Here is a 26,698-nt window from a genome sequence, read left to right as displayed (position 1 = left end):
TAAACAGCAGGCTGATGATCGTATTTTCCCAGACAAAAGTCATCGATTATCTCGCCCCCTTATCTTCGGCCGGCTTACTTCACCGCCCGCATAAAATCGTCCAGTTTGTTGCCCTTTACGTAAATGTCCGGCTTAATGTGCGCGTTCATGATATTGTTCTGCTTGACGTTCCAATAGTGGTTTACGACATAGACTATGATGCGGTTTCGCTTGTCTTCAAAAACTACCTGGCCCACGCCTTTGCCGAAGGTGTCGCGGCCGACGACCGTGACGTTGTTCAGGTACGTTTTGAGCCCCAGGGTCAAAAGCTCGGCGGCGCTGGCCGTATTTTCGTCGACGAAAATATAGATCTTCTTGAATCCGGTATGGGACGCGTCGGAATAATAGCTGCTGGTGTAGCCGTCCTGGTAAATGATCGTGCTGGTCACCAGGTCGGGCAGCAGCACGTCCAGCATGGCATTGGCGCTATAGGACAGGCCGCCGCCGTTGCCGCGCAAATCGAGGACCAACGTTTTGTCTTCAGGATTCGGAATCCGGTCCAGGAGCTGAATGAATTGATCATCGGTCGTCTCCGTAAAGCTATCGAAGGCAAAGTAGTACGTATTTCCCTTTTCTTTATAAGTGATATTGTCGTCCCGAGCCGCCGTCATTTGGTCGTACGCGTCTCCATAGATCGCAAAGGTGAACCTGTCGTCCGCCAGCTTGGCGTTGTTAATCGTCCGTCCGATCTGTTCAACGGACAGGCCGGGTTGTTTCAGCTTCTCCAAGGCCTGCTCCAATTGATCGCCGCTCTTCCGGTACAGGTAATTGTCCAGGAAAAATTGGCGGACCCGTCCGCCTAGCGGTTCCTGCTTCTCTTCGAGCGAGCTTTGCACATAAAGGGCCGTCGAGTCTTCGTCGTAGATTTTCAGCGCCCGGTTGCTATACTCCTTGGCCTTCGCATCGTCCTCAAGCAGCAAATAAGCGTAGGCGATCTGCGCCAACGATTCATAATCTTCGGGGTTGAGGTGTACCGCTTGTTCGAAATAGGGGATGGCCTCCTCATAATTTTCCAGCTCAAGCTGGCATTGTCCGATGTACCAAGGAATATCAGGGTGGCTGAACGCCAGATCGGCAAGCTTTTGGCCGAACTCGACGCACCGGTAGTATCTTTTTCCCCAATCCAGCGCTTTGAGCTTGTAAATATAGCCGGTTTCGTCGGCCGGATCCAGCTTGATCGCCCGTTCGAAATACGGGAGCGATTCGAGGTATAATCCTTGATCCAGATAGGCGTTGCCCATGGCATTATGAATTTCCGCCGCGTCCGGGCTCTTCGCGTACACCGCCTCGGCCTGGTCCAGATCCCCCTGGGCGCTGGAAGTCCAAATCAGCCATGTGTATACTTCCGGTTCGTCCGGGAACTTATTGAGCAGCCGGTTAAAATGGTCCGCCGCCGTATCGTAATCGCCGTTATCGTAGTACAGTTCGCCCAGCTTCAGCTGAGCTTCCGGAAGATCGGGGAATTTCTCCCCGGCCTGTTTGTAGAACCGCTCGGTTTCTTCGAACTCCGCGGTTTCTTCCAGCAAATATCCTTTGATCATGTACCCTTCGTAGCTATCCTCATACTTCTTGAAAAAGGAATCGGCAAACTTCACCGCTTTTTCATCCCGGTCCAGCGCCAGAAGGGAGTCGATAACCATTTCCGCCGCGTCGGTATCGGACGGCACGAGCTCCAGATACTTTTTGAATTGCGCCAGCGCTTCCTCGTAGTCGCCTTCCTCGTAGGAAACCAAACCCATGCCGTAAATGGCGCTTTCGCTCCGGCTGTTCAGCGCAACGGCCTGCTTATAGCTGGCCAGCGCCTCCTCGTTCCGGCGCAGACCGTTCAGCGCGTTCCCTTTGTTGACGTACTCCACATCGGTATTGGGGAGAATCAACAAGGATTTCTCGATATAATCAAGCCCTTTGGCATAATCGCCCAATTCGTTGTAAGCCCAGCTTATATTGTTAAAAGGAGAGTCGATCAACTCCGAACGCTCGACCTCCCGCTTCAGATCTTTAAGCTCCGGATCGAGTTTATAGACGTATTCTATGGCTTTGTTCAAAAACGGCAAGGCGTCTTCGTACGCGCCCTCTTCGATCTTCTGGTAGCCCTTTTGGTTATTGTCGGAAATCTGCTTCTCCAAACCGTTAAGCGCGGACGGGCTGTCCTGATCCAGGCATCCCCCCAGAATGCCGCCGCCCGCCAATACGGCAGCCACTACAAAAGCTCTGATTCTGCTTCGCAAAAAATCCCCTCATTCTGCCTCATTCTAAATAATAATTCTGCTAACTAATTCTGCGCTTTTTTCCGATTTTCCTCTTGCCTCCAAAAAACCGTTATTTTCCGCACGGATTTCCCATGGGAGGACAGCTTTACCTATGGTATACTGTGTGTTGGAGAGTTTACGACCACGTACTAAGCTGACGATATGATCTTATAACATAGAATGCATCAATTAAAAACCAGAGGAGGTGCCTTGCTTGCACGAGAAAAAACAACCGTCCGGGGATATGCGCGGGAAAGTGCTGCCGCTCTCGATGGATGCGGGCTTTTTCTTTGAGAGAGCCGTCTCTTCGTTAGACCGCTATCACTACGACAAGGCATTGAAATATTTTCGCAAAGCCGTGGAGTACGAGCCGGAAAACCCGGTGAACCACTGCAATATGGCGGGAATTCTTTCGGAGATGGGAGATTATGAGGCATCCAACGAGGTATTGGCCACCGTGCTTCGGGATATCGATCCGACCATGACGGAATGTTATTTCTACATGGCCAACAATTACGCCAATATGGACTTGTTTGAAGCGGCGGAGGAAGCGCTGGTGACGTATTTGGAGGAGGATGCCAGCGGCTATTTCCTGACCGAAGCGGAAGAGATGATGGATCTGCTCCAATACGAGCTGGATCGTCCGACCAAGCTGAAAAGCATCAAGTCGAGGGAGGGCTTGTACGAGCACGATCAGGCCAGGGCCCTGCTCGAGGAAGGCAAGTTCAACCAGGCGGTGAAGCTGCTGGAGGAACTGGTGCAAGGCCGCCCCGATTTCCTGGCCGCCCGCAACAACCTGGCGCTTGGCTATTATTACCTCGGGCATTTTGACAAGGCGATGGGTATGGTGCATGAGGTGTTGGCGCAGGATCCCGGCAACCTGCACGGGCTGTGCAATTTGGCCGTGTTTTATCAGCATGAGGGGAATCGGGAAGCGATGGAGGAACTGGCGGAACGCTTGAGCAACATCGTGCCGTTTCACCAGGAGCATGTGTTCAAGCTGGCTACGACGATGGGCATGTTGGGCCGGCACGAGGCGGCCTTCGGGCACTTCAAGCGGCTGCTGCAGAACGAAGAGATGCGCCGTGAACCCAGCGTTTCCCACTATGCGGCGGTAGCCGCTTATTACACCGGGCGGTACGCCGAGGCGCGGAGGCTGTGGCAGCACGTGAAAAGGCTCGATCCCGGCTCCTCCGTGGCCGGCTTTTATCTGGCGCAGCTGGATCAAAGCGGCGGCGGGGATGAGGCATCCAAGCCGTTTTCGGTCAATTACCAGTACCTGCTGCCGTTTGAGGAGCAGCTTAAGCGTTGGGAGACATCCGAAGACGGCTTCCCTGCCGATCTCAAGGACAACCCGCTCGTCCGCTCCTCGTTCTTCTGGGCGCTGCGCCACGGGGATGCGAAGACGAAGCTGCAGGTCATTCAGGCGCTGGGCCTGATCGCCGACCAGGAGGTTGAGGAAGCGCTGCAGGCTTTTTTGCTGGAGCCGGAGGAAGATGAGTACTTGAAGGATATGGCTCTTTTTGTGCTGCGTAGTCTGGGCGTGAGCAAAATGCTTCCGGTTCGCTTCGGGGCGGCCACAACGATGGTCGATCCTAGCCGCGTGACGACGAAGCTGCCGGTTTGGGAGCGCGAGTGGCAATCGGTGATCAACCTGGCGATGAGACAGATGCGGCCCAGCTATGATCTCCAGCAGCAGCATGATATGGAGACGCTGTGGGTTGATTTTTTGACCCGGCTCTATCCGGATACGCCGAAAATTACGCACTTGGAAGGCTGGGCGGCGGCGCTGGAGTATTTGACGGCCAAAATGCACCGCCGGCCCGTAACCTATGAGCAGGTGGCGAGCAAATACAATATTTCCGCTTCGACGGCCCGCCGGTATGCTTCGCGGGTCGATGAAGTGTGCGGCGTGAAAGAGAAAATCGAGGCGATTTTTCCATCGGTACGGTAGTTGCGGGGGTAAGTCGGTCCAACTTGGGGAAAACTTGTAATGGCGAATCAATGGCATGAATGGCAAGCATGGCGGATTGATTTTTATTTCTAAGGGAACCAAGGAGGTAGACATGATGCGTAAAACGATGGTGATCGGCACCGGTCCGGCCGGACTGACGGCGGCGATTTATTTGGCGCGGGCCAATTTGAGCCCTATTGTGATTGAAGGGACGCAGCCGGGAGGGCAGTTGACCACGACGACGGAGGTGGAGAACTTCCCCGGCTTTCCGGAGGGTATCATGGGTCCCGAGCTGATGGACAATATGCGCAAGCAGGCGGAACGCTTCGGCGCCGAGTTCCGAAACGGCTGGGTGGAAGGAGTCGATTTCTCGAAACGTCCGTTTAAGGTGAAGCTTGAAGGCGGCGAGGAACTGGAGGCGGAGTCGGTCATTATCTCCACGGGCGCTTCGGCCAAGTATCTGGGCATTCCGGGCGAGCAGGACAACGTCGGGCGCGGCGTAAGCACCTGCGCGACGTGTGACGGATTTTTTTTCCGCGGCAAAAAAATCCTCGTCATAGGCGGCGGCGACTCCGCGATGGAGGAAGCGAATTTCCTGACCCGGTTTGCCACCGAGGTGACGGTGGTGCATCGGCGGGAGGAACTGCGCGCTTCGAAAATCATGCAGGATCGCGCTAAGGGCAACGGGAAGATCAGCTGGGCGCTGAACCGGACGCCGCTTGAAGTGGTCACGGACGAAACCGGGACCGTGAAGGGATTGAAGGTCCGCAACAACGCAACCGGCCAGGAGGAACTGTTGGAGGCGCAAGGGGTGTTTGTAGCGATCGGCCATACGCCGAACACGAAATTCCTGGGCGGGGCGGTCGAAACCGATGATCACGGCTACATACTAGTGAAGCCGGGGACGACGGAGACGAATGTGCCGGGCGTGTTCGCCTGCGGCGACGTGCAGGACATGCGCTATCGCCAGGCGATTACGGCGGCGGGTTCGGGCTGCATGGCCGCGATGGACTGCGAGAAGTTCCTCGAAGGCAGCATGGTGCACGATTGGAGCGGAAACTAAGGGAATTGGAAGCTAAGGAGCGATGAACTAAGAGAAGTGGGATGTAAGAAAACGGAGTTTAAGATAGCGGATTTAAGAAGAGGCGCCGTTAGGGCGCCTTTTTTGGCGTGTATAAACGGGGGAGTGGCTTGAAGGAAGGGCGGCTTGACTGGATCAAATGCAAAAGTGCATCTCATTTGAGGGTATTCGATAAAAAAGGTGTTTTGGCCGAAAATGAACTGCAATTTTGCATTTGACGAACCGTTTTTGGGGCATATGGGCGCATATGAAATGAACTCTTGCATTTCGTGGGGGAGGGGCTTCGCATAATTTCAGATGGTAAGATACACCTTATGCAGTCCGCCGGCCCTTAGACCGGCGGACGCATTGGCGGCCAAGCGCCGTATTGGTGTATCAGTCGGAAATGGTTGCAGTCGAGCGGAACGTTATCTTGCCGTTCTCCGCTGCAAATTCATAAATTTTACCGCGGTATTTGATGCCTTGCACGCGGCAATCGCCCCACGGCGGCAGTTTAGGGGACATTTCCCCGTTCAGCGGCGGATACAGGTTCAAACCGCCGAACAGTACGGCGGCGGCCGGCATGCCGCTCCATCCCTGCAAATCCGAACCTTTTCCGTAGACCGGGTCATAATACTCCACCGGCGTCAACCAGCCGCGCTCCAGACCATAAGTGAACCAGCGTGTCAGCGGATACTCCCAGTCGTCACGGCGATGGCGGAGCTTGGCCCAAGCGTACATCCCGCTAAGGTAAGGCCAATCGCTCCCGTTGTGATAACGAAACGGGTAGGCGGATTTTTCGACCAGATGCTGCGCGTGCGAATATTGCGGGAATACGGTCATTACTCCCCAGTCTCCGAACGGCTGTTCATCGTTGTTGCGGCTTTCCAGCCGCGCGGTCAAAATGTCCAACACCCGGCGCTGATCCGTCTCGGCGCCTATGCCGAACAGCGGAGCCAGCGACTGTTCGATGGAGACGTTGTTTTCCGTCAATCCCTCGCCGCCTACATTCAAATAATTTAGGTACCCGGTTTCGTCGCTCCAAAGATACTGGCGCAGCCCAAGCTCGAGCCGCTCTGTCTTGGCGTCCCACTGCTTGCGATCGTCTCCGTTGGCCGGCCAAGTTTCAACAAATTGCATGATTTCCGCATAACATCGGCGGGCGCGAATGTACAGCAGTACATCGTAGGCAACGATGCCCTGGCGAACCACGTTGTCGCACCAATCGCGGCGGTTGTCCGGTTTGATCATCTGCGGCAGCGCCTCATCGGTGATGCCCTCCAGCTTGCCGAGACAGAGGCTGGCCAGTTCCAGAACGGTCCGCCCGTTTACCTGTTCGCTGAGCAGGCCGGCATCATGCGTCCAGGCCAAATAGTCATGCAGCATCATCACAAAGAAGGAGGGAGAGTCATAGTGGTCCGGCCAAAACTGCTCGTAGGCTTCTTTCAACACATTGTAGATCACTGCGCTCGGGCAGGATCCGTCGGGGCCGATGCCTTGGGCTAGCGTGACGATTTCGTTTCTGACCCATTCCGGCTTAAATGGCAAAAGCGGCAGCACCGTCCAGTAACCGTCCCGGAAATAAGTCCGCGAAGGACTCTGGTAGTTCACCCCGGCATAAAAAGCGGCGAAACGCCCCCCGCTTTCCTTGTACATGGAATGAGACACGTTCAGGCAAGCGGCGACCAATGAATTGAGCGTCCGCTGGCCGCTGGCCGTAAAGCTCTCCCGCAGCCAGGCGCGGTATGACTCTGCCGCCAATTGGGCCGAGTCGGCTCCTTTGGCCAGAACTTCCGCCGCCAGCGGCTGCATACCGCCGGAAAAGGTCAGTGTGAATACGGCCGTCGCCCCGGGCTCGATCTCGTCCTTGAAGTCCAGAATCATACGCGGACCTTCCTGCTCGATATACTCAGCCTTGTGGCTGGAGGCCAAATGAATCCGGTAGTCGTCGCCAAGCTGGGCCTCCCACTGTGTCCGCGCCTCATTCCAAACTTCCTTTATCTCCATCGCCCGGTAGGTTCCGTTTTTGGCGGCCATTGCCGCCATATGGCTTTTGAGCTCCCACAGCATTCCGTGGCGCAGGTAAAGCCTGGCCGCGGCGTTACCTTCGTTTCTGAATGTAAACCGAACATACACCGCGTTGTCTTCGTCATTGCAGAATTGCTGCGCCGAGACGGCCACCCCGTCAAGCTCGGCTGAGGACCGGAAATCGATTTCCATCATTCTCCCCAGGACGCGAACCGTTTTGCGGTGTTTCGCCGGCAGCCTTCGCCCGTTAACTGACCAGGCCGTAAACCAACTGTTCTCGTTCAATATCGACCATTCGCCGGCCACTGAATACTTGGACACGCCGCCGTTGCCGTCAAACTGGGCCAGCAGGCGGCGGTTGGACACATCGTATTGGGTGATGCCGTACCAATAATGTTCCGTAACAATCGCGTGTTGGTCTGAATAAGTTCTAATTGACACTGCAAACATCTCCCATCAAATTTAATCGAAATTACTTGGAAGAACCTTGAGACAGTCCTCCGACGAAATGCTTCTGGAAAAAGAGAAACAAAATAATAATCGGCACGATGGCGATGATGGTGTAAGCGGCCATCGGCCCGATCTCGCCCATTCGTTCTCCCAATGCGCTGCGCAGGCCCACGGGGATCGTCCGCATTCCGTCCGAGGAGGTCAAGGTCAAGGCGATCAGGAATTCGTTCCATGTACGGACGAATACCAGAATCGCTGCGGCGGCCAAGCCGGGCCGAACCAGAGGCAGCAAGATAGTAAAGAAAATCCGCATCCGCGAGCAGCCGTCAATCATTGCCGCTTCTTCAATCTCCTTGGACAATCCTTCAAGGAAATCTTTCATGACGAAAATGACCATCGGAATGCCGGTCGCCGTATAAACGAGGATGATGCCCGCCAGGGAGTCAAGCAGACCGAGGGAATGCATCAGCACGTACAGCGGGATCACCGTCAGCAGAGCGGGAATCATCCGTACGGAGAAGATCGCCATGAAAATCGCGTTGCGGAACGGGAAGCTGAGTCTTCCGAGCGCATACCCTGCCAGGGAACCGACCAGCAGCGACAAAATCAGGGACACGCCGGTCACGATCAGGCTGTTCGTAAAATAAGTCACAATCGGCGAATTGACGGCAGCGCTCATATAGTTGCTCCCGGTTGGATCCTTCGGGAAAAGGGTAGGGGGAAAGCTGTTCCACTCGATCTGCGGCTTGAGGGACAGCATCAGAATCCAGAGCAGCGGAGCCAGCGAGATGATTGCCCAAGTCACGGCAGGTACATAGGTGAGCACGGCCCAAGTGCGGTTTGATCGACGTTTCATTTGTCAGCCCTCCTTCCTTCTCAGCATTCGGTAATACACGACACTCATGAACAAGTTGATCAGGAACATCAGCACGGCAATCGTCGAGCCTTTTTCAAATTGCCCTATCTTGAACGCCGTATTGTACATCTGAATGCCCAGCAGATTGGTCGATTCGAGCGGGCCGCCGGCCGTTAGGGCATACACCAGGTCAAATTCGTTAAAGGTACTGGTGGTAATCCATACCAACGTCACGAGAATCGTCGGCTTCAGCAGCGGCAGCGTAATGTACCAGAGCTGCAGCAGTTTGTTGGCTCCGTCAATCATGGAAGCTTCATAAACGTCATTTTGGATGGATTGCAGTCCGGCAAGCAGCATGATCATCGAAAACGGCATGCCAAACCACACGTTGGCGACGATGACCATATTCATGGCATTCTCCACGCCAAGCCAGGGAATCGGCTCGGAAATGACGCCGACGGACATCAGCATGTAATTAAGCAGACCGGTCCGGTCGGAGATGTAGAACAATTGGAAGATGACGGCGACCACGATCGGCGACAAGATCCATGGAATGACAATCAGGCTGCGCAGAAAACCGTTGATTCGAAACGTCTTTTTCAAACTGAGCGCTAACAGGAGGCCGAGCCCGAACTGAAAGACGACAGACCAGAACGTAAACACGGCAGTTTTCCACAGCGGGAGCCAGAATACGGAGCTTCCTAGAACTTCTGCGTAATTTTTCAGACCGACAAACGTGCGGTCGAATACAAGAAATTTGCTATTGTAAAAGCTGAGGTACACGGCATAAAAAGTCGGGTAAAAAGCGAATACGCCGATAAACGCCAGCACCGGGAGCAGAAAAATGAGCGCTATCGTCCATTCCTTTTCCCATCTCCACTTCTCGGGCTTTAAAGAGGATTGTATATTGGCTTGCCTGTAAGTCCGCTCCTCCATCATGGGTGGCTCCTTTCGCTTCAAAAATAGAAGGGAGGCCCGGTTCCGGATGTCGCCGGACCTCCAAACGCGCCGTTAACGACTATTGGGGAATCTTTTTCTGCGCGTTGTCGAGCGCTTCCTGCGGCGACAGTTGACCGCCAAGGACTTGCTGAACCGCTTCGCGGTACGCCTTGGATATGACTTCGTACTTGTCCGTTTTGGCGCGCGGACGGGCGTAAGGCATAATATCGACAAAGCTTTGAAAGATCGGGTCGGAGGTGAAGACCTCGTCCTGATAAGCGGACAAGCGCATCGGCATGTTGCCGGTGCCGTTTTTGAAGATTTCGATTTCATGCTCCGGCGAGGTTACCTTTTCAATCCATTTCCAGGCCGCATCTTTGTTTTGGGAGTTGTCGAACACTACCCAGGTCCCATAACCTACCGCCGTGGCCGGACTGTCGGCAGATGCGCCGTCAGGCACCGGGATGGCGGCGGAGCCGAGCTTGTTCGTCAAATTGCTCTGCCCGAGGAAATTGGCATCGCTGCGCCATTCCCAGGACCCGACGATCGCCATGGCCGCCTGGCCGCTGATGATGCTGGAGGCTACTTCCTTTTTCGTTTTCATGTAGCTATCGGGAGGTGCTACCTTCTCCTTCGCCACCAGATCGGACATAAACTGCACGGTTTGCACGACCGGAGCGCTGTTCAGTGTCGGCTTGCCGCTATCGTCGACGAAATCCCCGCCCAGAGCCCAGATCCAAGGCAAGGAACGCATGGACGTGTGCTCCGAGTCGCCGCCGTTCAAGGCAAAGCCGTACTGAATTCCTTCCGATTTGCCGGCTTCCATCAGTGCTTTGGCGGCAGTTACAAGGTCGCTCCAGGTTTTCGGCGGCTGTAGTCCCGTCTTTTCCAACAGATCTTTTCGATAAAGCAGCGTTCTTACGTCGCCGTCGCCGGGAATTCCATAAACCTTCCCGTCGAATACGACGGAATCCCACACTTTTTCTGGAAAATCGCTGGACCCGTCCCATTCGTTGGTATATGAGCTTAGATCCGCCAGCATGCCGGTTGCTTGGAATTCGGCCAGCCATTGTCCATCCAGGAAGGCAACGTCCGGCAGGTTGTCTGCAGATACGGCCGCGAGCAACTTGGTGCGGAGCGAATCATTAGTGATCTTTTCGATTTTCAGCTCGACGTCCGGGTTTTCGGCCTTATAATCGGCGATGACCTTGTCCATCGGTCCGCTAATTTCGGCTTTGTATGGGTCCGCCCAATCCCAAATCACAAGCTCTTTCTTGTTATCCCCAGCCGAACTGCCGGGGTTTCCAGAACTGCCGGGATTGGAACCGCATCCCGTTAGGGTCAATGAACCTGCCAAAATGAGACTTGCCAAGGTGATCCATAATCTTCTTTTCATCCTTGATTCCTCCCTAGAATGGATGTTTTCAATCTCTTCACTGCACCAGCCACGGCGCCGATCGCGCCCGCTTCATTGCCCAGCTTGGCCGGAACGATCGTCGCTTCGATCGGCGTAAACCCCCTGACTTTCGAACGAACGGCATCTAAATAGACATTGCCCGCTTCTGCTACACCACCTCCAATCACGACTAAAGCAGGATTTAATATGGAAATGGCATTGGCGATGCCAATAGCCATATGGGTAACCGGCTCTTCCAGAATGCTCCAGGCCACCTCATCTCCTTGCGCCGCTGCTTGGAGAACATGCTTCGCGTCGATACGGGATATATCGCCCTGCACCAGATCGAGGATAGGCGATTTTCGCTCCCGGGCGGTGAAAAATTGCCGTGCCCGCTGGCCGATCGCCGTTCCCGAAGCCGTCTGTTCAAAATGACCGAATCGGATTTCCGGTTTCGCTTGTGTTGCAACGGATTCTGGAGCGGGAGCTTCAATCACAAAATAGCCCAGTTCACCGGCCGAATGCGCGGAGCCTTTGTACAACTCGTCGTTCAACACCAGCGCACCGCCGATTCCAGTGCCGACCGTGACCATGAGAAAGTGTTGAGCACCGGCCGCCGCACCGCGCCATTTTTCCCCCATCGCGGCTACATTGACATCATTGTCCAGATACAACGGGCCCTTAAAAAACTTGCGGATGCTTTCCTTCACATTGGCACGGACCCAAGGGAATGCCGGAGCATTGGTTAGAACCCCTGTCTCCTCGTCCACAACTCCCGGGAAACCGAAGCCCATGCCCGCGATCGCTTCGCTGCCTTGTCCCGTTTCCTTCGCCATCGCTTCGATCTCGCCGATCAGCCTTTGAAAGAAAACATCGGGATCGGCATCCGGCGATGTGGCGATTTTTCGTTTTGACAGCACCTTGCCCGTCAGATCGGACAGGATCAGCAAGGTTTTAGTTCCGCCGACATCAATGCCGGCAATCAGTATTTCCGGGGTGGATTCATTCAGCAACATTATCCCTCGCTTTGTTCGCTAGTAAGTTGTCTTTAATGTATTCCAGGGTATGGGCAACCGCTGTTTGGATCGCTCCTTTCAGCACCGATTTGCTGCGCAGCGCCGTGCATTTCAGTTCGGGCTTATCCTTAAATTCCGCCGCGATGATCTCTTTCAGAAAAGGAAGCATAACCTCGCCGTTCTCTCCGACTGAACCGCCGAGCACGACCAGCCGGGGAGCCAAAACAACGCAAAGGTTATGGATCCCTCTCGCTACGATTCGGCTGTACTCCCCGATGATTTGCAGTGCCGCCGGGTCTTCGCTCCGCGCTGCCGCGAATATATCCGCCGTCTCCATCTGCGCATGCCCCCGCAGTACGGATGGAATATCGTCCCGGCGCAACACGGCTTCGGCGAGCGAGAACAGCCCGGCTTCGGAGATGCGTTCCTCCAGCCTGACATCCGGCTCGATCAGCATCTCGCCGAATTCGCCAGCTGCCCCGCCGAGCCCGCGCAGCAGCTTGCCGTCAATCATCAGGCCGGCGCCGATCCCGGCATCGAGTGACAAATAAGCGAACAAGCTGCTTCCCGCCGCTGCCCCTTCCTTAAATTCCGCGAGCGCTGCCAGGTTCACGTCATTTTCCAAAATAATGCGGCAGGGAAACACCCGAGCCAAGGAAGCCTTGCTGAGATGCTTCTCAAGTCCGCGGAGCTTCGAAACCATAATCGACAGCTCGCCTTGTTCGTCCACCACGGCGGGGACGCCAATCGCCATATGGATCACTTTATTCCAACCGATCCCTTGACCGGACAAGAGCGCCTCGGCCTTAGCCTTCAGTTCTGCCGTCAGTGAAGCTGGTTCATTCGTGTCCCGAATAGCGTACTGGTGCTCCGCCATCGTTTCGCCAAGGAGGTTCGATAGGGCTAAGTGAATGTGATCGGCGGCGATCTCTGCGGCCAGCGCATAATGGCTTGAGCCATTAAATTCGATCAATGTCGGCTTTCTCCCAGGTCCACTCTCGCCGTGGCCCACCTCCCTGATTAAACCGGAAGCGAGAAGGTTGGCGATGGCCGAGGACACTGTAGGCTTGCTGAGCCCGGTAATTCGACTGAGGTCCGCTCTGGAGAGCCGTCCATGCTGAAGAATAAATTCCAAGGCAATCGTTTCGTTCATGCTTCTGATTAATTGCGGATTCCCGATCGTCGCATTTTTCATCGTGTCTAGCTCCATTTCTTTTCACTTTAATTAGTAATATTTACTAACTAATATGGATTTCGATCAGTTAGTAAAGAAACTTTACTTATTGTACAAAAAAATATACTTTTCTCTTGGCCTTTTTTAATTTTAAAAATATTATAGAGGCCAAAATTTCATTATGTCAATATATTTTACATGATAATCTTTAAAACAATAGATTTTCAGAAAATTGGGTGAAAATATGTTAGAAAACATTACATTATTTCTGAAATTTCATCTTTTTTTCAAAAATGAATGCGCATACAAATTAAAGACCTTCCTTCGGGCGTACGGCATGTCTTTCTTGGTCACAATCCTCGGGACAGTGGACGGATTCCTGATGTCTAGCATGCTGGCTTACAGGCGCTATGAAAAGGCAAGGGGTAGCTGCAACGGACCTGAATAACGCTCCAAAACAGGGGGAGTAAAAATTGTAAACGGACCGAACAGACCTTATTTCCTTCAAATTCGCTCTAGTGGCCTCAATTGGAGCCCAATAAAGGCTGCTGAGTCCGTTTCAGCGGGAAATCCCGGGAAATGAGGGATAAGGTTGTTACGGCCCGTTAGCGGTTGACACGTGGATGCAGACGGGGGCCGAAGCCGTCTTTTCGAAAAGCGTGTTGGTGTCTGAGGCCTTTACAAGTAAGAGCGCCGTTAATAGTTGGCCGTTAAACGGCCTTCCGGCGGAAATACAGGATGCCCGCGGCGAGAAAAATCAGGAAGCTGCCCAGCACTGTGATAAGCAGGTTTTCTATGGGCAGATTAAACGCCCCGTAGTCGGCTTCCCCTTTCGGCATCATCGCCAGAATCGGCTGGGCCCACGGATAAAACGGAGCGACTTTGTCCGAGTTGACGATCAGCATGTTCGGAATCGTCAGCGAGACGTTGACGGCGAGCGGGGCGGCAAAGCTGGACCAGGCCAGCGAGACGCCGAGCTGCAGCGCCACCAGCGGCAGGCAGGCGACCAGGCCGCCGATCAGGCTGACGGCGATCATGCTCCACGGAATCGGCCAAGCGAGGCCTTGCACCTGAGAGACGATCAGCAGCATGACCAGAAAGATAAGCTGGGTCGCCGCCAACAAGGAAATCACGACGGTAAATTTGGCCATATAAACGGCCGGGCGTGAAACGGGCAGGACGAGCAGCTGTTTCCAGCCGCCACCGGTATGCTCGTAGCGGCAGATGAACGAAGCGAACAATCCGGCCATGATCGGCAGAAACAGCATAGCGTGCAGCATGGACATCCCGCCGAGGAGCGCCGGCCAGGCGTCGGCCCCGTCCGGCAGGTTCATGAGAAGGCCGATCAGGGTGGATAGCAGGGGGCTGGCGAGCAATACCAGCCAAAGGCGGGAACGCGACATTTTGAGCCGCTCCGCGGCAAGCACGTTCAGAAACGTTTTCATGTCAATCCACATCCTTTCGGTTGAAATGAACGAGTCCGGCCAGCAAAATCACCGCGCCGACGGCGATGCCTAGCGCCACGAACCATTCGCGATGCGGACCAAGATACCCGAACACCGGCCAGTTGAGCGGGAACCACTCGGACAGGTCCAGCGTAAACGGGGATACGAGCGACAGGACCACGCCAAGCGATACGGGCAGCGACGGGTTGCGGTAAGTGAGCGAAAGCCAGAGCTGCAATGCGAGCAAGGGCAGCGCGGCGAACAGCGGGAAAAACCCGATCCGCGCCAAATCCGCCAGAGGTATTCCATTCAGGGCGAAGCCAAAAACAAGGCCGAGGATTATCGTGGCGATCGGCAGCAAAATGCAGGAAACGGACAGCAGCAGCAAACAGAGCAGGAACTTGGCGCCGAATACGGCCGTGCGGGAAATCGGCAAAGCCAGCAGCTGTTTCCAGGAGCTTAGTTGATGCTCGACATTCGCCACCAGGGAACTGACCAGCGTGCAGCCGAGAAACAGGGCGATCGGGACGAACCCGGAAATGTTTTTTAACAGTCCTCCCCAAGGGTCGTCGGCGTACCTCTTCATCAAATAGTCGAAGCGGAGTCCGAAATTCAGCGCCTGCATGGCTACGAGCCCGAGCGGGGCGAGAAAGATCAGGAACCATATGCCTTTGCGGCGGATTTTCAGAAAGTCCGCCGACAATGCGCGCAGCATCATAGGGAGCTCCCCTCCCCGACGATCCGCATGAAGATGTCCTCCAGGGACTTTTTCTTTTGCTCGACCCGGTAGACGGCGTGCCCGTTCTCCACCAGGGCTTTCACCAAACGGGCGACCTGCGCGTCAGCCAGGCCGGGGAACTTGAGCGTACCGTCCTGTAGTTTCCCGACCGTCCCCAAATCGCGGGCGATCCACAGGGCCGCATCGGGCTCGGAGACGACCAGCTCCATATCGTGCGCCGCAGTGAGGCGCAGGTTGTCGATCGTGTCCTGGAACACCATCTGGCCCTGACGGATAATGCCGACCGTATTCGCCATCAGCTCCATTTCCCCGAGCAGGTGGCTGGAGACGAGCACGGTGATGCCGTACTGCTTCGGCATGTTTTTGATCAGCTCGCGGATTTCGTGGATCCCGGTCGGGTCAAGGCCATTCGTCGGCTCGTCCAAAATAAGCAGCTCGGGGCTGCCCAGCAGGGCGGCGGCGATGCCAAGCCGCTGCTTCATGCCGAGCGAGAAGCCCTTGACCGGGCGGCGCGCTTCGCCGCGCAGCGAGACGATGTCGAGCACTTCGTCGATGCGCGATTTCGGCACCTCGAGAATGCGGCGGATCGCTTCCAGATTGTCGATCGCGCTCAAATGCCCGTAATAGGACGGCGATTCCACCAGAGACCCGATCTTGCGCAAAATAGCCAGTTTGTCTTTGCGCAGGTCTTTGCCGAACATGCGGATCGTCCCGGCCGTCGGCTGGATCAGCCCGAGGAGCATCCGGATCGTCGTCGTTTTCCCGGCCCCGTTGGGCCCAAGGAAACCGTAGATGTCGCCTTTGGCGATTTTCAGACTTAAATCGTCCACCGCGGCGCGGCCGCGGTATTTTTTCGTTAAACCTTCCGTTTGAATGATCAGTTCATTCACGATTTATCACCTCGGGAAACATGATACCGCGATGAGTTTAAACGGGAAGGTGGGGCAAGTTTAAGTTTTGTTTAAATGTTGCGGAAGCGGCCGGCCGGGAAAAATGTATACGCGCGTGCCCGCGCTCGAAGACTCCGTCTCCCGCGCCAGGCCCATTTCCCGGAGCAGCAGGTCGACGATCTGCAGGCCGAGACCGGCCCCTCCGGAGGGCGAATCGGCGTTCATGCCGGGGCCGCGGTCGCTGATCGCCAGGGCGATGGCCTCCCCGCGCGGCTGCAAGGAGATGCCGACATAACCGCCGGAGCGGGCGTACCGCACCAGGTTCTGGAACAGGTTATCCAGGACGCGGCGGAAGCCCTGAGCGTCGATGTTCCAATATAAAGGCTGATCCGGCAGCTCGATGTCGGCGGCGATGCCTTCTTTTTCCCAAAGCGGATACCAGGCCGCCGCGCTTTCCCGCACGAGCCGCAGCACGTCGAGTTTTTCCGGCGACATGGCGTACCTGCCCGAAGAAAGCAGGCTGTAAGACAGCAAATGATCCATCAGGCCGGACAGGTCGCCTAGTTTGGCTTCCATCAGAGCCAGCGATTGCCGGCCTTGTTCCGTCAAAGGCTCTTTGCGCAGCGTGTACAGATGCCCCCCCAGCACGGTCAACGGTGTCCGCAAATCGTGGGACAACTGGCTGATCAGGTTTTTGCGCAGCTCCTCTTCTTCGCGCTCCCGCTGGCGGCTGTCCTGAAGCTCGTAGACCATATGGTTGAAGGCCTGCTCGAGCCGCCCGATTTCGTCCGGCCGTCCTTCCTTGACCGGGGACGGCAGCCCGGAGGGCCCGGGGTACGTCATGCCGGCTTCCAGGCGCAGCAGTCTTTTGCGGATATTGCGAAAAAACAAATACGACAGCAGCACGAAACAGGCCAGCATGATTCCGAGGAACGCGCCGTAAAACCGTCCGTCGTTCCGGTCCGAAATGTCCCTGGTCATGAATTTGCGCGGGAGCTCGAACACCATAAATCCCTGGTTCGCCCGCTCGTCCCCGCCAATAAAGGCCACAACGGTAAACGGGTCGGCATTGACCCGCTTTTTCATAAAGGCGATCGCATCTTCCAGCGTCCACTTTGCCGGCACATTTGCTTGCTTGGGGACTTGCAGCCGGGTTGTTCCGGATGAATCCACCCAATACAGCGCGGCGTCCGGATACTGCCCTTTCCATGCTTTGAGCCGGGCGTCGATCGTCTCCGGGCCGGCAGCCCGCAGCGCTGCCGCTTCCTTGTGCCAGGCCGTTTCAATATCAAGCCCGCTGCCGTAATAGGGGCGCGTGGTATCGCCGGTTTGCGGGGGGTACAGCAAAATGTTGACGCCCCAGGAAGCGAAAAAGCTGATCGGAATGAGAACGGGGATAAGAACTAACGCCATCATCAAGATCAGGACGTAACCGGTAAGCAGCGATTTCCGGTATTTTCGGACGGGGCGCAGCTTCATGCTCTCACCCGGTAGCCGATGCCGCGGACCGTCTCGATGACTTCGGGATTGGCCGGGTCGCGTTCCAGCTTCTCGCGCAGGTGGCGGATATGGACCATCAGCGTTTTATCTCCATCGAAATACGGCTCGCCCCAGACAGCTTCGTAAATTTGTTCCTTGGTCATAATCTGCCCGAGATGGCGCAGCAGGTAGGTGAAAATGTGAAACTGCTTGCCGGTAAGAACGATTTCTTCGCCGTTGTCCTCGTTGATGATCCGATTTTCTTTTTCATACACGAGCAGATGTTTGATCTGCAGCGTTTCTTCGGCCGGGCTGCCGCTGCGGCGCAGCAGTACCTCGATCCGGGCGGCCAGCTCGTCCGGGTGGAACGGCTTGGTCAAGTAATCGTCCGCGAACCGCAGCCCCTGCAGCTTGTCGTCGATCGAGGTGCGCGCGGACAACATCAGCACCGGCAGGTTCGGGAACCGTTCTTTGATCCGGCTGCCGACGGTGAAGCCGTCGAGCCCCGGCAGCATGACGTCGAGAATGACGAGCTGGCAGTCCGCGGCTTGCTCCACCGCCCCCTCCCCGTTAGTTAGCCAAGTGACTTTAAAGCCCCGCTCCCGCAGGTTTTGGCTGACCCACTCTCCGATTTCGATATCGTCTTCTATGTATAACAAATTGACATTTGGCATCAAAACCCCTCCTGTCTCTATTGTGGCAAAATCGCTTCAAAAAAGAAACAGCGCGAAATCCCTTGAAGTTTGTGATCGGAATCACAAGACCCGGTATGGCCTCGTGTTACTTTTTAGTTGTGAGAATGTTTATCACTAAAATTTGAAACAGCCAAGCTGATCTAAATAAAAAAAGAGGAGGAACCGGAGATGAGCGAGTTGATCAACAACCGGGAATACGGCGCAAACCGGGGGGATGGCGAGCCGGAGCAGCGCCGCCGCCAGGAACTGCTGAAGCAAATCATTAAAGAGCTGCATCAGGGGAAAAGCGTGGATGAGGTGAAGGCGCGGTTTGAAGAGGCGGTCGGCGACGTGACAGTCGCGGAAATATCGGCGCTGGAGCACGCCTTGATGGAGGAAGAAGGCATTCCGGTGGCGGAGGTGCAGCGCCTTTGCTCGGTGCATACGGCGATTTTCAAGGGCTCGATCGAGGAAATCCACCGTTCGGCGAAGCCGGAGGAGCAGCCCGGGCACCCGGTGCATACCTTCAAGCTGGAAAACCGCGAGGTTGAACGGCTGGTCAATTTCAAGCTGCGGCTCCATCTCGATAAATTCCGCAAGGAGGATAAGGAGGAGCTCGTTTTTAAGCTGCTGGACGATTTAAACCTGCTGTTGGACCTGGACAAACATTACAGCCGCAAGGAAAATCTGCTGTTCCCCTATCTTGAGAAGTACGGGATTTACGGGCCGACCAAGGTGATGTGGGGCGTCGACGACGGCATCCGCGCCATGATCAAGGAAACCAAAGCCAAGCTGGCCAGCGGAAGCGCCGATAAGAACGGGTTCGCCGATGCCGATAAAGAAACGGTTTGCATCGACCTGGAGCGGATCATCACGGAAGTAAATGAGATGATCTTTAAGGAAGAAAATATTTTGCTCCCGATGGCTCTGGAGAAGCTGACCGAAGACGAGTGGGTCAAAATCGCCCGGGAAAGCGATGTGATCGGGTATTGTTTGACGGCGCCCGAGCAGGAATGGGTCCCGGAAAGGGTAACGCTGGAGTCCGGTAACGGCGATGCCGGGGAAGGCGGTCTGGAGGGCGGCGCGTTGGCGGAGCAGGGGCATGGCGTACCGCAAGGGTACGTCAAATTCGACACCGGCATCCTGTCCATGGAGCAGCTGGAAGCGGTGATGAACCATTTGCCGGTTGACCTGACGTTTATCGACGAGAACGACGTGGTCCGGTACTTTTCCCACGGTAAAGAGCGCATCTTCGCCCGGACCAAAGCCGTGATCGGCCGCACCGTGCAGAACTGCCATCCGCCGCAAAGCGTGCATGTGGTCAACCAGCTGCTGGAGGATTTCAAGGCCGGCCGTAAGGACGTCGAGGATTTTTGGATTCCGGTCAAAGACAAGTTCGTCTATATCCGGTATTTTGCGGTGAGAAGCGAGGACGGCCGTTACCTGGGCACGTTGGAGTTTACGCAAAACATCGCCCCGATCCGCGCTTTGGAAGGGCAAAAACGGATTTTGTCCTGACCCGTCTCGGGTAAAGTTTGTTCATAAATAGCTTGACGGTGAAGCCCCTGATGTTCGCGCCTTCGCGAATGCCGGGGCTTTTTGCTTGGAGGGGAGCATGCGGCCTGCGTTTTTGTGGAGGAGCGGCCGGTTCTTGTTAGGGTGAAACATCGGCCTTCAAAAATAGCGACATTTTATGTACTTATTATCCAGAGGCAGGTTTGTCCACCCCCATTAGCGGCATTTTTTGCCCTTATTTTCCTAAGAATGGTCCGGAACGCGGGTATTTCCTTGCGATTCGGGAAAATAGCGGCATAAATTTCCTTTATTTCTCATTGAACGGGGATATTGGCGGAATAACGACATTTTTGGTACTTATATTTTTGGGAGGAGTTTTCTTAGGTGCGTTACTCGGTTTCCATGAGTTATGTCACACCGGAATCCCTTGTCTCGACAGGGGTTTGGCGTTTCTTGCCTTCACTTGACCGAAAGGAAGGGTTCGCTTATAGTTGGTACGTAGGAGTATACTACGGGGCGGCATGCGCGTACCCGTTGTTCTGGCAGCATATTATTTATGATAAAGGTGGCTTGTGAAATGTCTGAAAAAATCTACATTGGTGTCGACCTGGGCGGTACGGCCATAAAAGTCGGCATTTGCAATGAAGAAGGACAGCTCCTTCATACCTATGAAGGCCCGACGGAAACCGAAAAGGGCGCCGATACGATCGTAAACAACATTGAGCGTTATGTCCGGCTGGTCGTGGAGCAGTCTCCGTTCTCCTGGGATCAAGTGGCCGGCGTCGGCGCAGGGGTCGCCGGGTTTACGAACGTCCGCGAAGGCATCATTATTCTGGCGCCGAATGTAGGTTTGAGAGATTTCCATATTCGCGAGATTTTGGAACAGCGATTGGGCAAGCCGATCAAAATAGACAACGACGCCAACGTGGCGGCGCTGGGCGAAGCCTGGGGCGGCGCGGGGAAAGGCGTCGACAACTGCGTCTGCTATACGCTGGGAACCGGCGTCGGCGGCGGCATCATCATCGACGGTAAAATTTATCAAGGCTTCTCCGGCATGGCCGGCGAGCTGGGTCATATGTCGGTCGTTCCCGACCTGGAAGCGATCGGCTGCGGCTGCGGCCAAATGGGCTGCCTGGAGACGGTCTCCTCGGCGACCGGCATCATTCGCATGGCCAAGGACGCCGTAGCCCGCGGCGACCGCACCTCGCTGGCGCAGGTGGAGAACATCATGGCCAAGGACGTGTTTGACGCGGCCAAGGCCGGCGACGAAGCGGCGATCCGCATCGTCAACCGCGCCGCTTTCTATCTGGGCAAATCGCTGGCGGCGGTGGCCGTGGTGCTTAATCCGGAGCTGTTTATCATCGGCGGCGGGGTGTCCAAGGCGGGCGATATTCTGTTTAACGAAATCCGCAGCGTGTTCGCCAAGCTGACGCCGGAGCCGGTGCAGCGGGGCGTGAGAATCGTCCCTGCCACCTTGGGGAACGATGCCGGCATGGTTGGCGCCGCCGGCCTGTTCCTGCGTTCATAAGCGGATTTGGTTGTTAAGCCGATATAGATTTCAGGACTTTAGGATATGGAGAATTTGCGGGAGGGAATAACGATGCCGGATATTGAAACGAGTCCAGTTGCCAACCTGATCATTATTACGGGCATGTCGGGTGCGGGGAAGTCGCTTGCCGTACGGAGTTTGGAGGATCTCGGTTTTTTCTGCGTAGACAATCTGCCTCCGGTACTGATTCCCAAATTCGCCGAATTGATTGAGCAATCCAAAGGGAAAATCGCCAAGGTAGCGCTTGTGATCGACTTGCGCGGGCGGGAATTTTTTACGGCGCTTGAAGAGTCGCTCGGTTACATTAAAAACCACTTCACCATCAAGTGCGAAATCCTGTTTCTGGATGCCACCGATTCGGTTCTCGTCCAAAGATACAAGGAGAGCCGCCGCCGTCACCCGCTGGCGCCGGAAGGCATGCCGCTCGACGGGATCAAGCTGGAGCGCAAGATGCTGCATGAGCTGCGGATGTCGGCCACCCAGGTGATCGATACCAGCAACATGAAGCCGGCCCAGCTGAAGGAGAAGATCATTTCCCGATTCTCCCATTTGGAGAGCAGCAACTTATCCGTCAATATTACTTCGTTTGGATTTAAATACGGCATCCCGATTGACGCCGACCTGGTATTCGACGTTCGCTTTTTGCCCAATCCGCATTACATTGAGCAGCTTCGCCCACACACGGGACGAGACAGCGACGTATATGAATATGTTATGAAGTGGCCGGAGACGCAGCAGTTTTTGAGCAAGCTGCTCGATATGCTGCATTTCCTTATGCCGCAATACCACAAAGAGGGCAAAAGCCAGGTCATCATCGCGATCGGCTGCACCGGCGGCAAACACCGTTCGGTGGCGATCGCCGAATATTTGGGCCGGATGCTCGGAACCAGTGAAACGGAATCGGTTCGCGTGAGCCACCGGGACGAAGGACGGGATCGGCATTAAGAGAGCTCCCACTGGCGTGGACTCAAGTTAAGAGGTGAACCATTAGTGATACATCGGGCCAAGGAAGAAAGGGTTCCGCGGATCGTCGTGATGGGCGGGGGAACCGGTTTATCCGTCATGCTTCGCGGATTGAAAGAGAAACCGCTCGATATCACGGCTATCGTAACCGTAGCCGACGATGGGGGCAGCTCGGGAATTCTTAGAAGCGAACTGCAGATGCCGCCTCCGGGCGACATTCGCAACGTGCTGACGGCGCTGGCCGACGTTGAACCGCTGCTGTCGGATATGCTGAACTACCGGTTTGCGGCCGGTTCGGGACTAGCCGGGCACAGCCTGGGCAATTTGATTCTAGCGGCGATTACGGACATATCCGGCGATTTCGTGACGGCCGTGCGCGAGCTCAGCCGCGTATTCGCCGTCCGCGGGCGCGTGCTGCCTGCCGCCGGCCAGGCCGTCGTGCTGCATGCGGAGATGGAGGACGGTTCGATCGTCACCGGCGAATCGAAAATTCCCGAGGTTCGGGGGAAAATCAAGCGTATTTTTCTGGAGCCGGAGGAAGTGGAGCCGCTGCCTGAGGCGGTCGAAGCGATCCGGGAGGCGGACGCTATTTTGATTGGACCGGGAAGCTTGTACACCAGCATTATTCCGAATCTGCTCGTGCCGAAGCTGGCGGAGGCGGTATTGGAAAACACATCGGCGATCAAAATATTTATATGCAACGTCATGACCCAGCCGGGGGAAACGGACGATTATACGGTGAGCGATCATCTGCAGGCGGTCTACAATCATGTCGGGAAGCACTTATTCGATTATGTCATCGTAAACGACGGGGAGATTCCGGCGCAGGTGCAGGATTTTTACGCCGAGAAAGGGGCTAAACCGGTGCAGGTCGACTGGGACAACGTCACCGGTCAAGGCTATAAGGTCATCGCGGACACGCTGGTGTTGTTCCGCCGGTATTTGCGGCATGATGCCGACAAATTAAGCCATCATATATATCAACTGGTCCAAGACTGGATTTTGCGAAAGAGGTGAGTCCCTTGTCATTTGCGGCGCAAACCAAAAAAGAGCTGACCATGGTCGAAGCCTCCGCTTGCTGCGAGCAGGCCGAGTTATCGGCGCTGATCCGGATGAACGGTTCGGTCCAGGTCTCCAACAAAAAGGTCGTGCTGGACATCTCGACCGAAAACGCCGCGATCGCAAGGCGGATTTATTCTTTGCTCAAGAAGCATTTTCAGATTCACACCGAACTGCTCGTGCGCAAAAAAATGCGTCTCAAGAAAAATAATGTGTACATCGTGCGGATCCCCGGGCGAGTGGAAGAAATTTTGAAGGAACTGAAAATCGTTTCCGAAGGATTTGTTTTCACGCCGGGGATTAATCCGGAGCTCACCCGGAAAAACTGTTGTAAGCGGGCTTATTTGCGCGGCGCGTTTATGGCCGGCGGTTCGGTAAACAACCCGGAAGGCTCCTCCTACCATCTGGAGATCTCCTCGATGTATGAGGAACACTGCAAAGCCCTGGTCGAGCTGGCCAACGAGTTCCATTTGAACGCGCGCTGCATCGAGCGCAAAAAAGGTTTTATCCTGTACATCAAGGAAGGCGAGAAGATCATCGAGCTGCTGAACATCATCGGGGCTCACCAGGCGCTGTTCAAGTTTGAAGATGTGCGGATCATGCGCGACATGCGCAACTCGGTCAACCGTATCGTCAATTGCGAAACGGCGAATCTGAACAAAACGATCGGCGCCGCCGTCCGTCAGATCGACAACATCAAGCTGCTGCAAAAGGAAGTAGGCCTGGAGAATTTGCCGGATAAGCTGCGCGAAGTCGCCGAGATCCGCTTGGCCCATCCCGACATGAATTTGAAAGAAGTGGGCGAGCTGCTGAAGGGAACGGTCAGCAAGTCCGGGGTGAACCACCGGCTGCGCAAAATCGACGAGCTGGCGGAAAAAATTCGCGGGGGCTAAAGCGGTTTTGCTAGTGTGTAGCACGTTGTGTATGATATAATGATATAAATTATAATGACCACGAATTTGTAACTGATGATTGAATTCGTATAGGGGGTAAGTTTTCATGGTTAGAAACCCGGTTACCGTTCGATTGAAAACGGGACTGCACGCTCGGCCGGCTGCGCTTTTCGTTCAGGAAGCGAATAAATATTCTTCGGAAATTTTCGTTGAAAAAGACGATAAAAAAGTGAATGCCAAGAGCATTATGGGGATTATGAGTCTGGCCATCAGCACCGGTACTGAAATTTACATTAGTGCGGAAGGCGCGGATGCAGAACAGGCTGCAAACGCTTTAATCAATTTGGTCAGCAAAGAGGAATTGGAGAACCAGTAATCACCGGATTTTCATCGGAAACAAAAGGATGGTTCCGCTTCGTGAAGTGGATTCATCCTTTTTTTGTTAGCACAAAAAGCAGTGGGCCAATCCATTCGTTTGGAGCTAGCGGCGGCCCTGCATCCCGGATCTTTTATAGTATGTCGCTAACGGTTGTAATCGGGCTTATTTAGCCGAAAAAACGGGATTTCAATTTCTAACGGTTGTAATCACGCTTATTTGGGCAAAAAAGGCTCGAATCCAAAGCAAAAAGGCAAAATAAGCTCTGCTGCAACCGTTAAATTTGTTTTCTCCTACGTTTTGACGAAATAACGGCAATCACAACCGTTGCTATGAACGTTTTTGTCAAGCCCTCCGTGTGAGAGGTGCCTGAGCACGTGGCGCGAGAGCAAAAATGCGAGCGACGGTCGGCACGCTGCTATCCGTGGGTTGGTACCACATGTTATGCCTTCGTCAAGGAGAGCTCTTGCAAGCTAGAAGCGCACGTTCAGTTACTCACCTAGTGCAAACGGTTGACGCAAATTCTCTCCCGGAACCTTCGTTTGCTCCCGGGCCTCGTGCTCAGGCGTGAGCTTGTCAAGCGCTTTTCTTGACAAGCGGTTAGGTTCAAATCAACACTTTTCCTATTCCTCATTGGAAATGAGGAACGCCTCACGGCGAGTGTGGGGGTGCAGGGGGCAACGCTCCCTGCGTCTCCCCAAAGGGGACGGAAGGGGCGTTAGTTAGCCACCGGTTGTTCCACCGTTCGAGCAACAGCCCATATGAACCCGGTTAGCTCCCTGGCCACCGCGCCTACGGCCACATTTTTGTGTTTGTTCTTTCCAAAAATGAGATGACGGTATTTGTAATGCAATCTTTCTTGCGCTTTCCACGACAACAGTTGTATATCGGCCGGCATGCCATCCAAACGCTTGGCGAGATCTCCTTTCACCGCAGGCCGATGACGGTAGCTCCAGGCGGATTCCACCAAGGATCGGCGCAAGCGCCCGTTACCGGCTTTGGTCATACTTCCGCGCCGAGTACTCAGGCCGGTTGAACTCTCACGAGGAACCAACCCTAAATACGCCATGAGTTGGGCCGGGGAGCGGAAGCGAGTAAATGAACCGATCTCAGCAGCTAGAGTGACGGCCGTCAGTAGTCCAATCCCACGCAGGGACTGAAGCACCCGAATCAGAGTTGCCTTGGAGCCGACCGTGGCTTGCTGAACCAAGGCTTTTTCCAAACGCCCCATCCGCTGCTCGATCTCATTTAAGGTATGGAGCATCTCGTCGAAGGCTACTTGCATGGGCTCATAAGGGAATGTCAGTTGCTCCAGCCAGGAACGGTACTTCCGGGTCCAACGACGCTTTATCGTAGCCGGCGGTTCGATTTGATGGCGGAGCAGGAACTTCAATATCCGCTGGCGTGCCCGATGCGCGTCCTCTTTGGCGGCCTCCCGGGCGCGAACCAACTCCCGCAAAGCCTCGTCTTCCCGCTCCGGGACGTAGACAGGAGTCAATTCTCCTGCACGAAACAGACGGGCAAGCTGCTCGGCGTCCCGTCGATCCGTCTTCACGTGATCACCAGGGCGTTTGGGAATAAGCGACGGAGCAATGACAACGCAATGGGCTCCCATGGAGGTGATCCAGCGATAGGTTTCGTAACCTGTCGGACCTGCCTCATAACAAAACGATAGCGTTTCGGCCGGTCCCAGTTCTTTGATCAGCTTGCGCAGCGCCGCCGGGGTGTGAGGAATGCTCCCGTAATAGCGAGGAGTTTCACCGCTTGCATCTGCAATAGCAACCGAAATTTTTTCTTTGGATACATCTAAACCGACGAATTTTGTGGTAGACTGCATAGTATCAGCTCTCCTTTGCTATGTAGCTCTGAAATGGTTTGGTTTTCACTATCCATTTTAACCTACGAGATGTAGCAATATGGAGGGCTGTCTTTTGTTTACGTTCATCATAGCTAGA

Annotated in this window: 20 protein-coding genes and 2 pseudogenes; 9 read left to right on the top strand and 13 right to left on the bottom strand. The window is 54.9% G+C overall.

What is annotated here, in order from left to right; all coding sequences use genetic code 11:
* Positions 1-74 precede the first annotated feature (74 nt).
* On the bottom strand, positions 75-2,267 hold the full coding sequence (locus tag NYE74_RS02295; protein WP_082207991.1) for a tetratricopeptide repeat protein: 2,193 nt from the start codon (positions 2,265-2,267) through the stop codon (positions 75-77).
* A gap of 235 nt (positions 2,268-2,502) precedes the next feature.
* On the opposite strand from NYE74_RS02295, the gene NYE74_RS02290 reads away from it, so the two are divergent.
* Together NYE74_RS02290 and trxB are read left to right on the top strand one after the other, a co-directional pair.
* On the top strand, positions 2,503-4,242 hold the full coding sequence (locus NYE74_RS02290; RefSeq protein ID WP_036627159.1) for a tetratricopeptide repeat protein: 1,740 nt from the start codon (positions 2,503-2,505) through the stop codon (positions 4,240-4,242).
* Positions 4,243-4,357: 115 nt separating this feature from the next.
* The gene (trxB, locus tag NYE74_RS02285) at positions 4,358-5,305 is read left to right on the top strand and encodes a thioredoxin-disulfide reductase (protein WP_036627158.1); all 948 of its coding nucleotides are present in this window, start codon (positions 4,358-4,360) and stop codon (positions 5,303-5,305) included.
* Positions 5,306-5,698: 393 nt separating this feature from the next.
* Here the strand turns inward: trxB and NYE74_RS02280 are convergent, their stop codons facing one another.
* The 11 genes from NYE74_RS02280 to NYE74_RS02230 form a co-directional block, all read right to left on the bottom strand.
* Positions 5,699-7,771, bottom strand: coding sequence for a hypothetical protein (locus NYE74_RS02280; RefSeq protein WP_051985799.1), 2,073 nt, complete (start codon positions 7,769-7,771; stop codon positions 5,699-5,701).
* Between the two features lie 31 nt (positions 7,772-7,802).
* The gene (locus NYE74_RS02275) at positions 7,803-8,636 is read right to left on the bottom strand and encodes a carbohydrate ABC transporter permease (protein WP_051985798.1); all 834 of its coding nucleotides are present in this window, start codon (positions 8,634-8,636) and stop codon (positions 7,803-7,805) included.
* A 3-nt stretch (positions 8,637-8,639) separates the two neighbouring features.
* Entirely contained in the window at positions 8,640-9,572 is a 933-nt protein-coding gene (locus NYE74_RS02270; RefSeq protein WP_036627157.1) for a carbohydrate ABC transporter permease, read from the bottom strand.
* Positions 9,573-9,654: 82 nt separating this feature from the next.
* Positions 9,655-10,971: an ABC transporter substrate-binding protein gene (locus NYE74_RS02265; protein ID WP_341004572.1), complete on the bottom strand. Its 1,317-nt coding sequence runs from the start codon at positions 10,969-10,971 to the stop codon at positions 9,655-9,657.
* Positions 10,968-11,987, bottom strand: a complete 1,020-nt coding sequence (locus NYE74_RS02260; protein ID WP_155619669.1) for an ROK family protein — start codon at positions 11,985-11,987, stop codon at positions 10,968-10,970. Before NYE74_RS02260 ends, NYE74_RS02265 begins: the two co-directional genes overlap by 4 nt.
* The gene (locus tag NYE74_RS02255; RefSeq protein ID WP_036627155.1) at positions 11,974-13,182 is read right to left on the bottom strand and encodes an ROK family transcriptional regulator; all 1,209 of its coding nucleotides are present in this window, start codon (positions 13,180-13,182) and stop codon (positions 11,974-11,976) included. The genes NYE74_RS02260 and NYE74_RS02255 overlap by 14 nt, the downstream gene beginning before the upstream one ends.
* A 689-nt stretch (positions 13,183-13,871) precedes the next feature.
* Positions 13,872-14,606, bottom strand: coding sequence for an ABC transporter permease (locus NYE74_RS02250; RefSeq protein ID WP_036627153.1), 735 nt, complete (start codon positions 14,604-14,606; stop codon positions 13,872-13,874).
* A gap of 1 nt (position 14,607) precedes the next feature.
* Complete coding sequence (locus NYE74_RS02245; protein WP_036627152.1) at positions 14,608-15,324, bottom strand: ABC transporter permease; 717 nt, start codon at positions 15,322-15,324, stop codon at positions 14,608-14,610.
* Entirely contained in the window at positions 15,321-16,235 is a 915-nt protein-coding gene (locus tag NYE74_RS02240; RefSeq protein ID WP_036627151.1) for an ABC transporter ATP-binding protein, read from the bottom strand. Before NYE74_RS02240 ends, NYE74_RS02245 begins: the two co-directional genes overlap by 4 nt.
* Before the next feature lie 60 nt (positions 16,236-16,295).
* A complete protein-coding gene (locus NYE74_RS02235) occupies positions 16,296-17,714 on the bottom strand; it encodes a sensor histidine kinase (protein WP_051985796.1) in 1,419 nt (472 codons plus the stop codon).
* A complete protein-coding gene (locus tag NYE74_RS02230) occupies positions 17,711-18,388 on the bottom strand; it encodes a response regulator transcription factor (RefSeq protein WP_036627150.1) in 678 nt (225 codons plus the stop codon). Before NYE74_RS02230 ends, NYE74_RS02235 begins: the two co-directional genes overlap by 4 nt.
* 189 nt (positions 18,389-18,577) lie before the next feature.
* Here NYE74_RS02230 and NYE74_RS33235 point away from each other — a divergent pair.
* The 7 genes and pseudogenes from NYE74_RS33235 to NYE74_RS02200 all read left to right on the top strand — a co-directional run.
* Positions 18,578-19,255: pseudogene (locus tag NYE74_RS33235) on the top strand (DUF438 domain-containing protein); the annotation flags it as partial.
* Between the two features lie 9 nt (positions 19,256-19,264).
* A pseudogene (locus tag NYE74_RS33230) lies at positions 19,265-19,906 on the top strand (PAS domain-containing protein); the annotation flags it as partial.
* A 574-nt stretch (positions 19,907-20,480) separates the two neighbouring features.
* On the top strand, positions 20,481-21,431 hold the full coding sequence (locus tag NYE74_RS02220) for an ROK family glucokinase (RefSeq protein WP_036627146.1): 951 nt from the start codon (positions 20,481-20,483) through the stop codon (positions 21,429-21,431).
* Positions 21,432-21,503: 72 nt separating this feature from the next.
* A complete protein-coding gene (gene rapZ, locus NYE74_RS02215; protein ID WP_036627142.1) occupies positions 21,504-22,397 on the top strand; it encodes an RNase adapter RapZ in 894 nt (297 codons plus the stop codon).
* Positions 22,398-22,487: 90 nt separating this feature from the next.
* Complete coding sequence (locus NYE74_RS02210; protein WP_051985939.1) at positions 22,488-23,432, top strand: gluconeogenesis factor YvcK family protein; 945 nt, start codon at positions 22,488-22,490, stop codon at positions 23,430-23,432.
* A 5-nt stretch (positions 23,433-23,437) separates the two neighbouring features.
* Entirely contained in the window at positions 23,438-24,367 is a 930-nt protein-coding gene (gene whiA, locus NYE74_RS02205; protein ID WP_036627140.1) for a DNA-binding protein WhiA, read from the top strand.
* Positions 24,368-24,473: 106 nt separating this feature from the next.
* Positions 24,474-24,743: an HPr family phosphocarrier protein gene (locus NYE74_RS02200; protein WP_036627138.1), complete on the top strand. Its 270-nt coding sequence runs from the start codon at positions 24,474-24,476 to the stop codon at positions 24,741-24,743.
* A gap of 718 nt (positions 24,744-25,461) precedes the next feature.
* On the opposite strand, the gene NYE74_RS02195 is transcribed toward NYE74_RS02200, so the two are convergent.
* Positions 25,462-26,580, bottom strand: a complete 1,119-nt coding sequence (locus NYE74_RS02195; protein ID WP_036623922.1) for an IS110 family transposase — start codon at positions 26,578-26,580, stop codon at positions 25,462-25,464.
* Between the last annotated feature and the right edge of the window lie 118 nt (positions 26,581-26,698).

Origin of the sequence: Paenibacillus sp. FSL P4-0127, assembly GCF_038007325.1 — a bacterium.
GTDB classification, from domain to species: Bacteria; Bacillota; Bacilli; order Paenibacillales; family Paenibacillaceae; genus Fontibacillus; species Fontibacillus macerans.
Note: the sequence above shows the minus strand (reverse complement) of the source record. Positions and strands in the feature narration are given on the sequence as shown.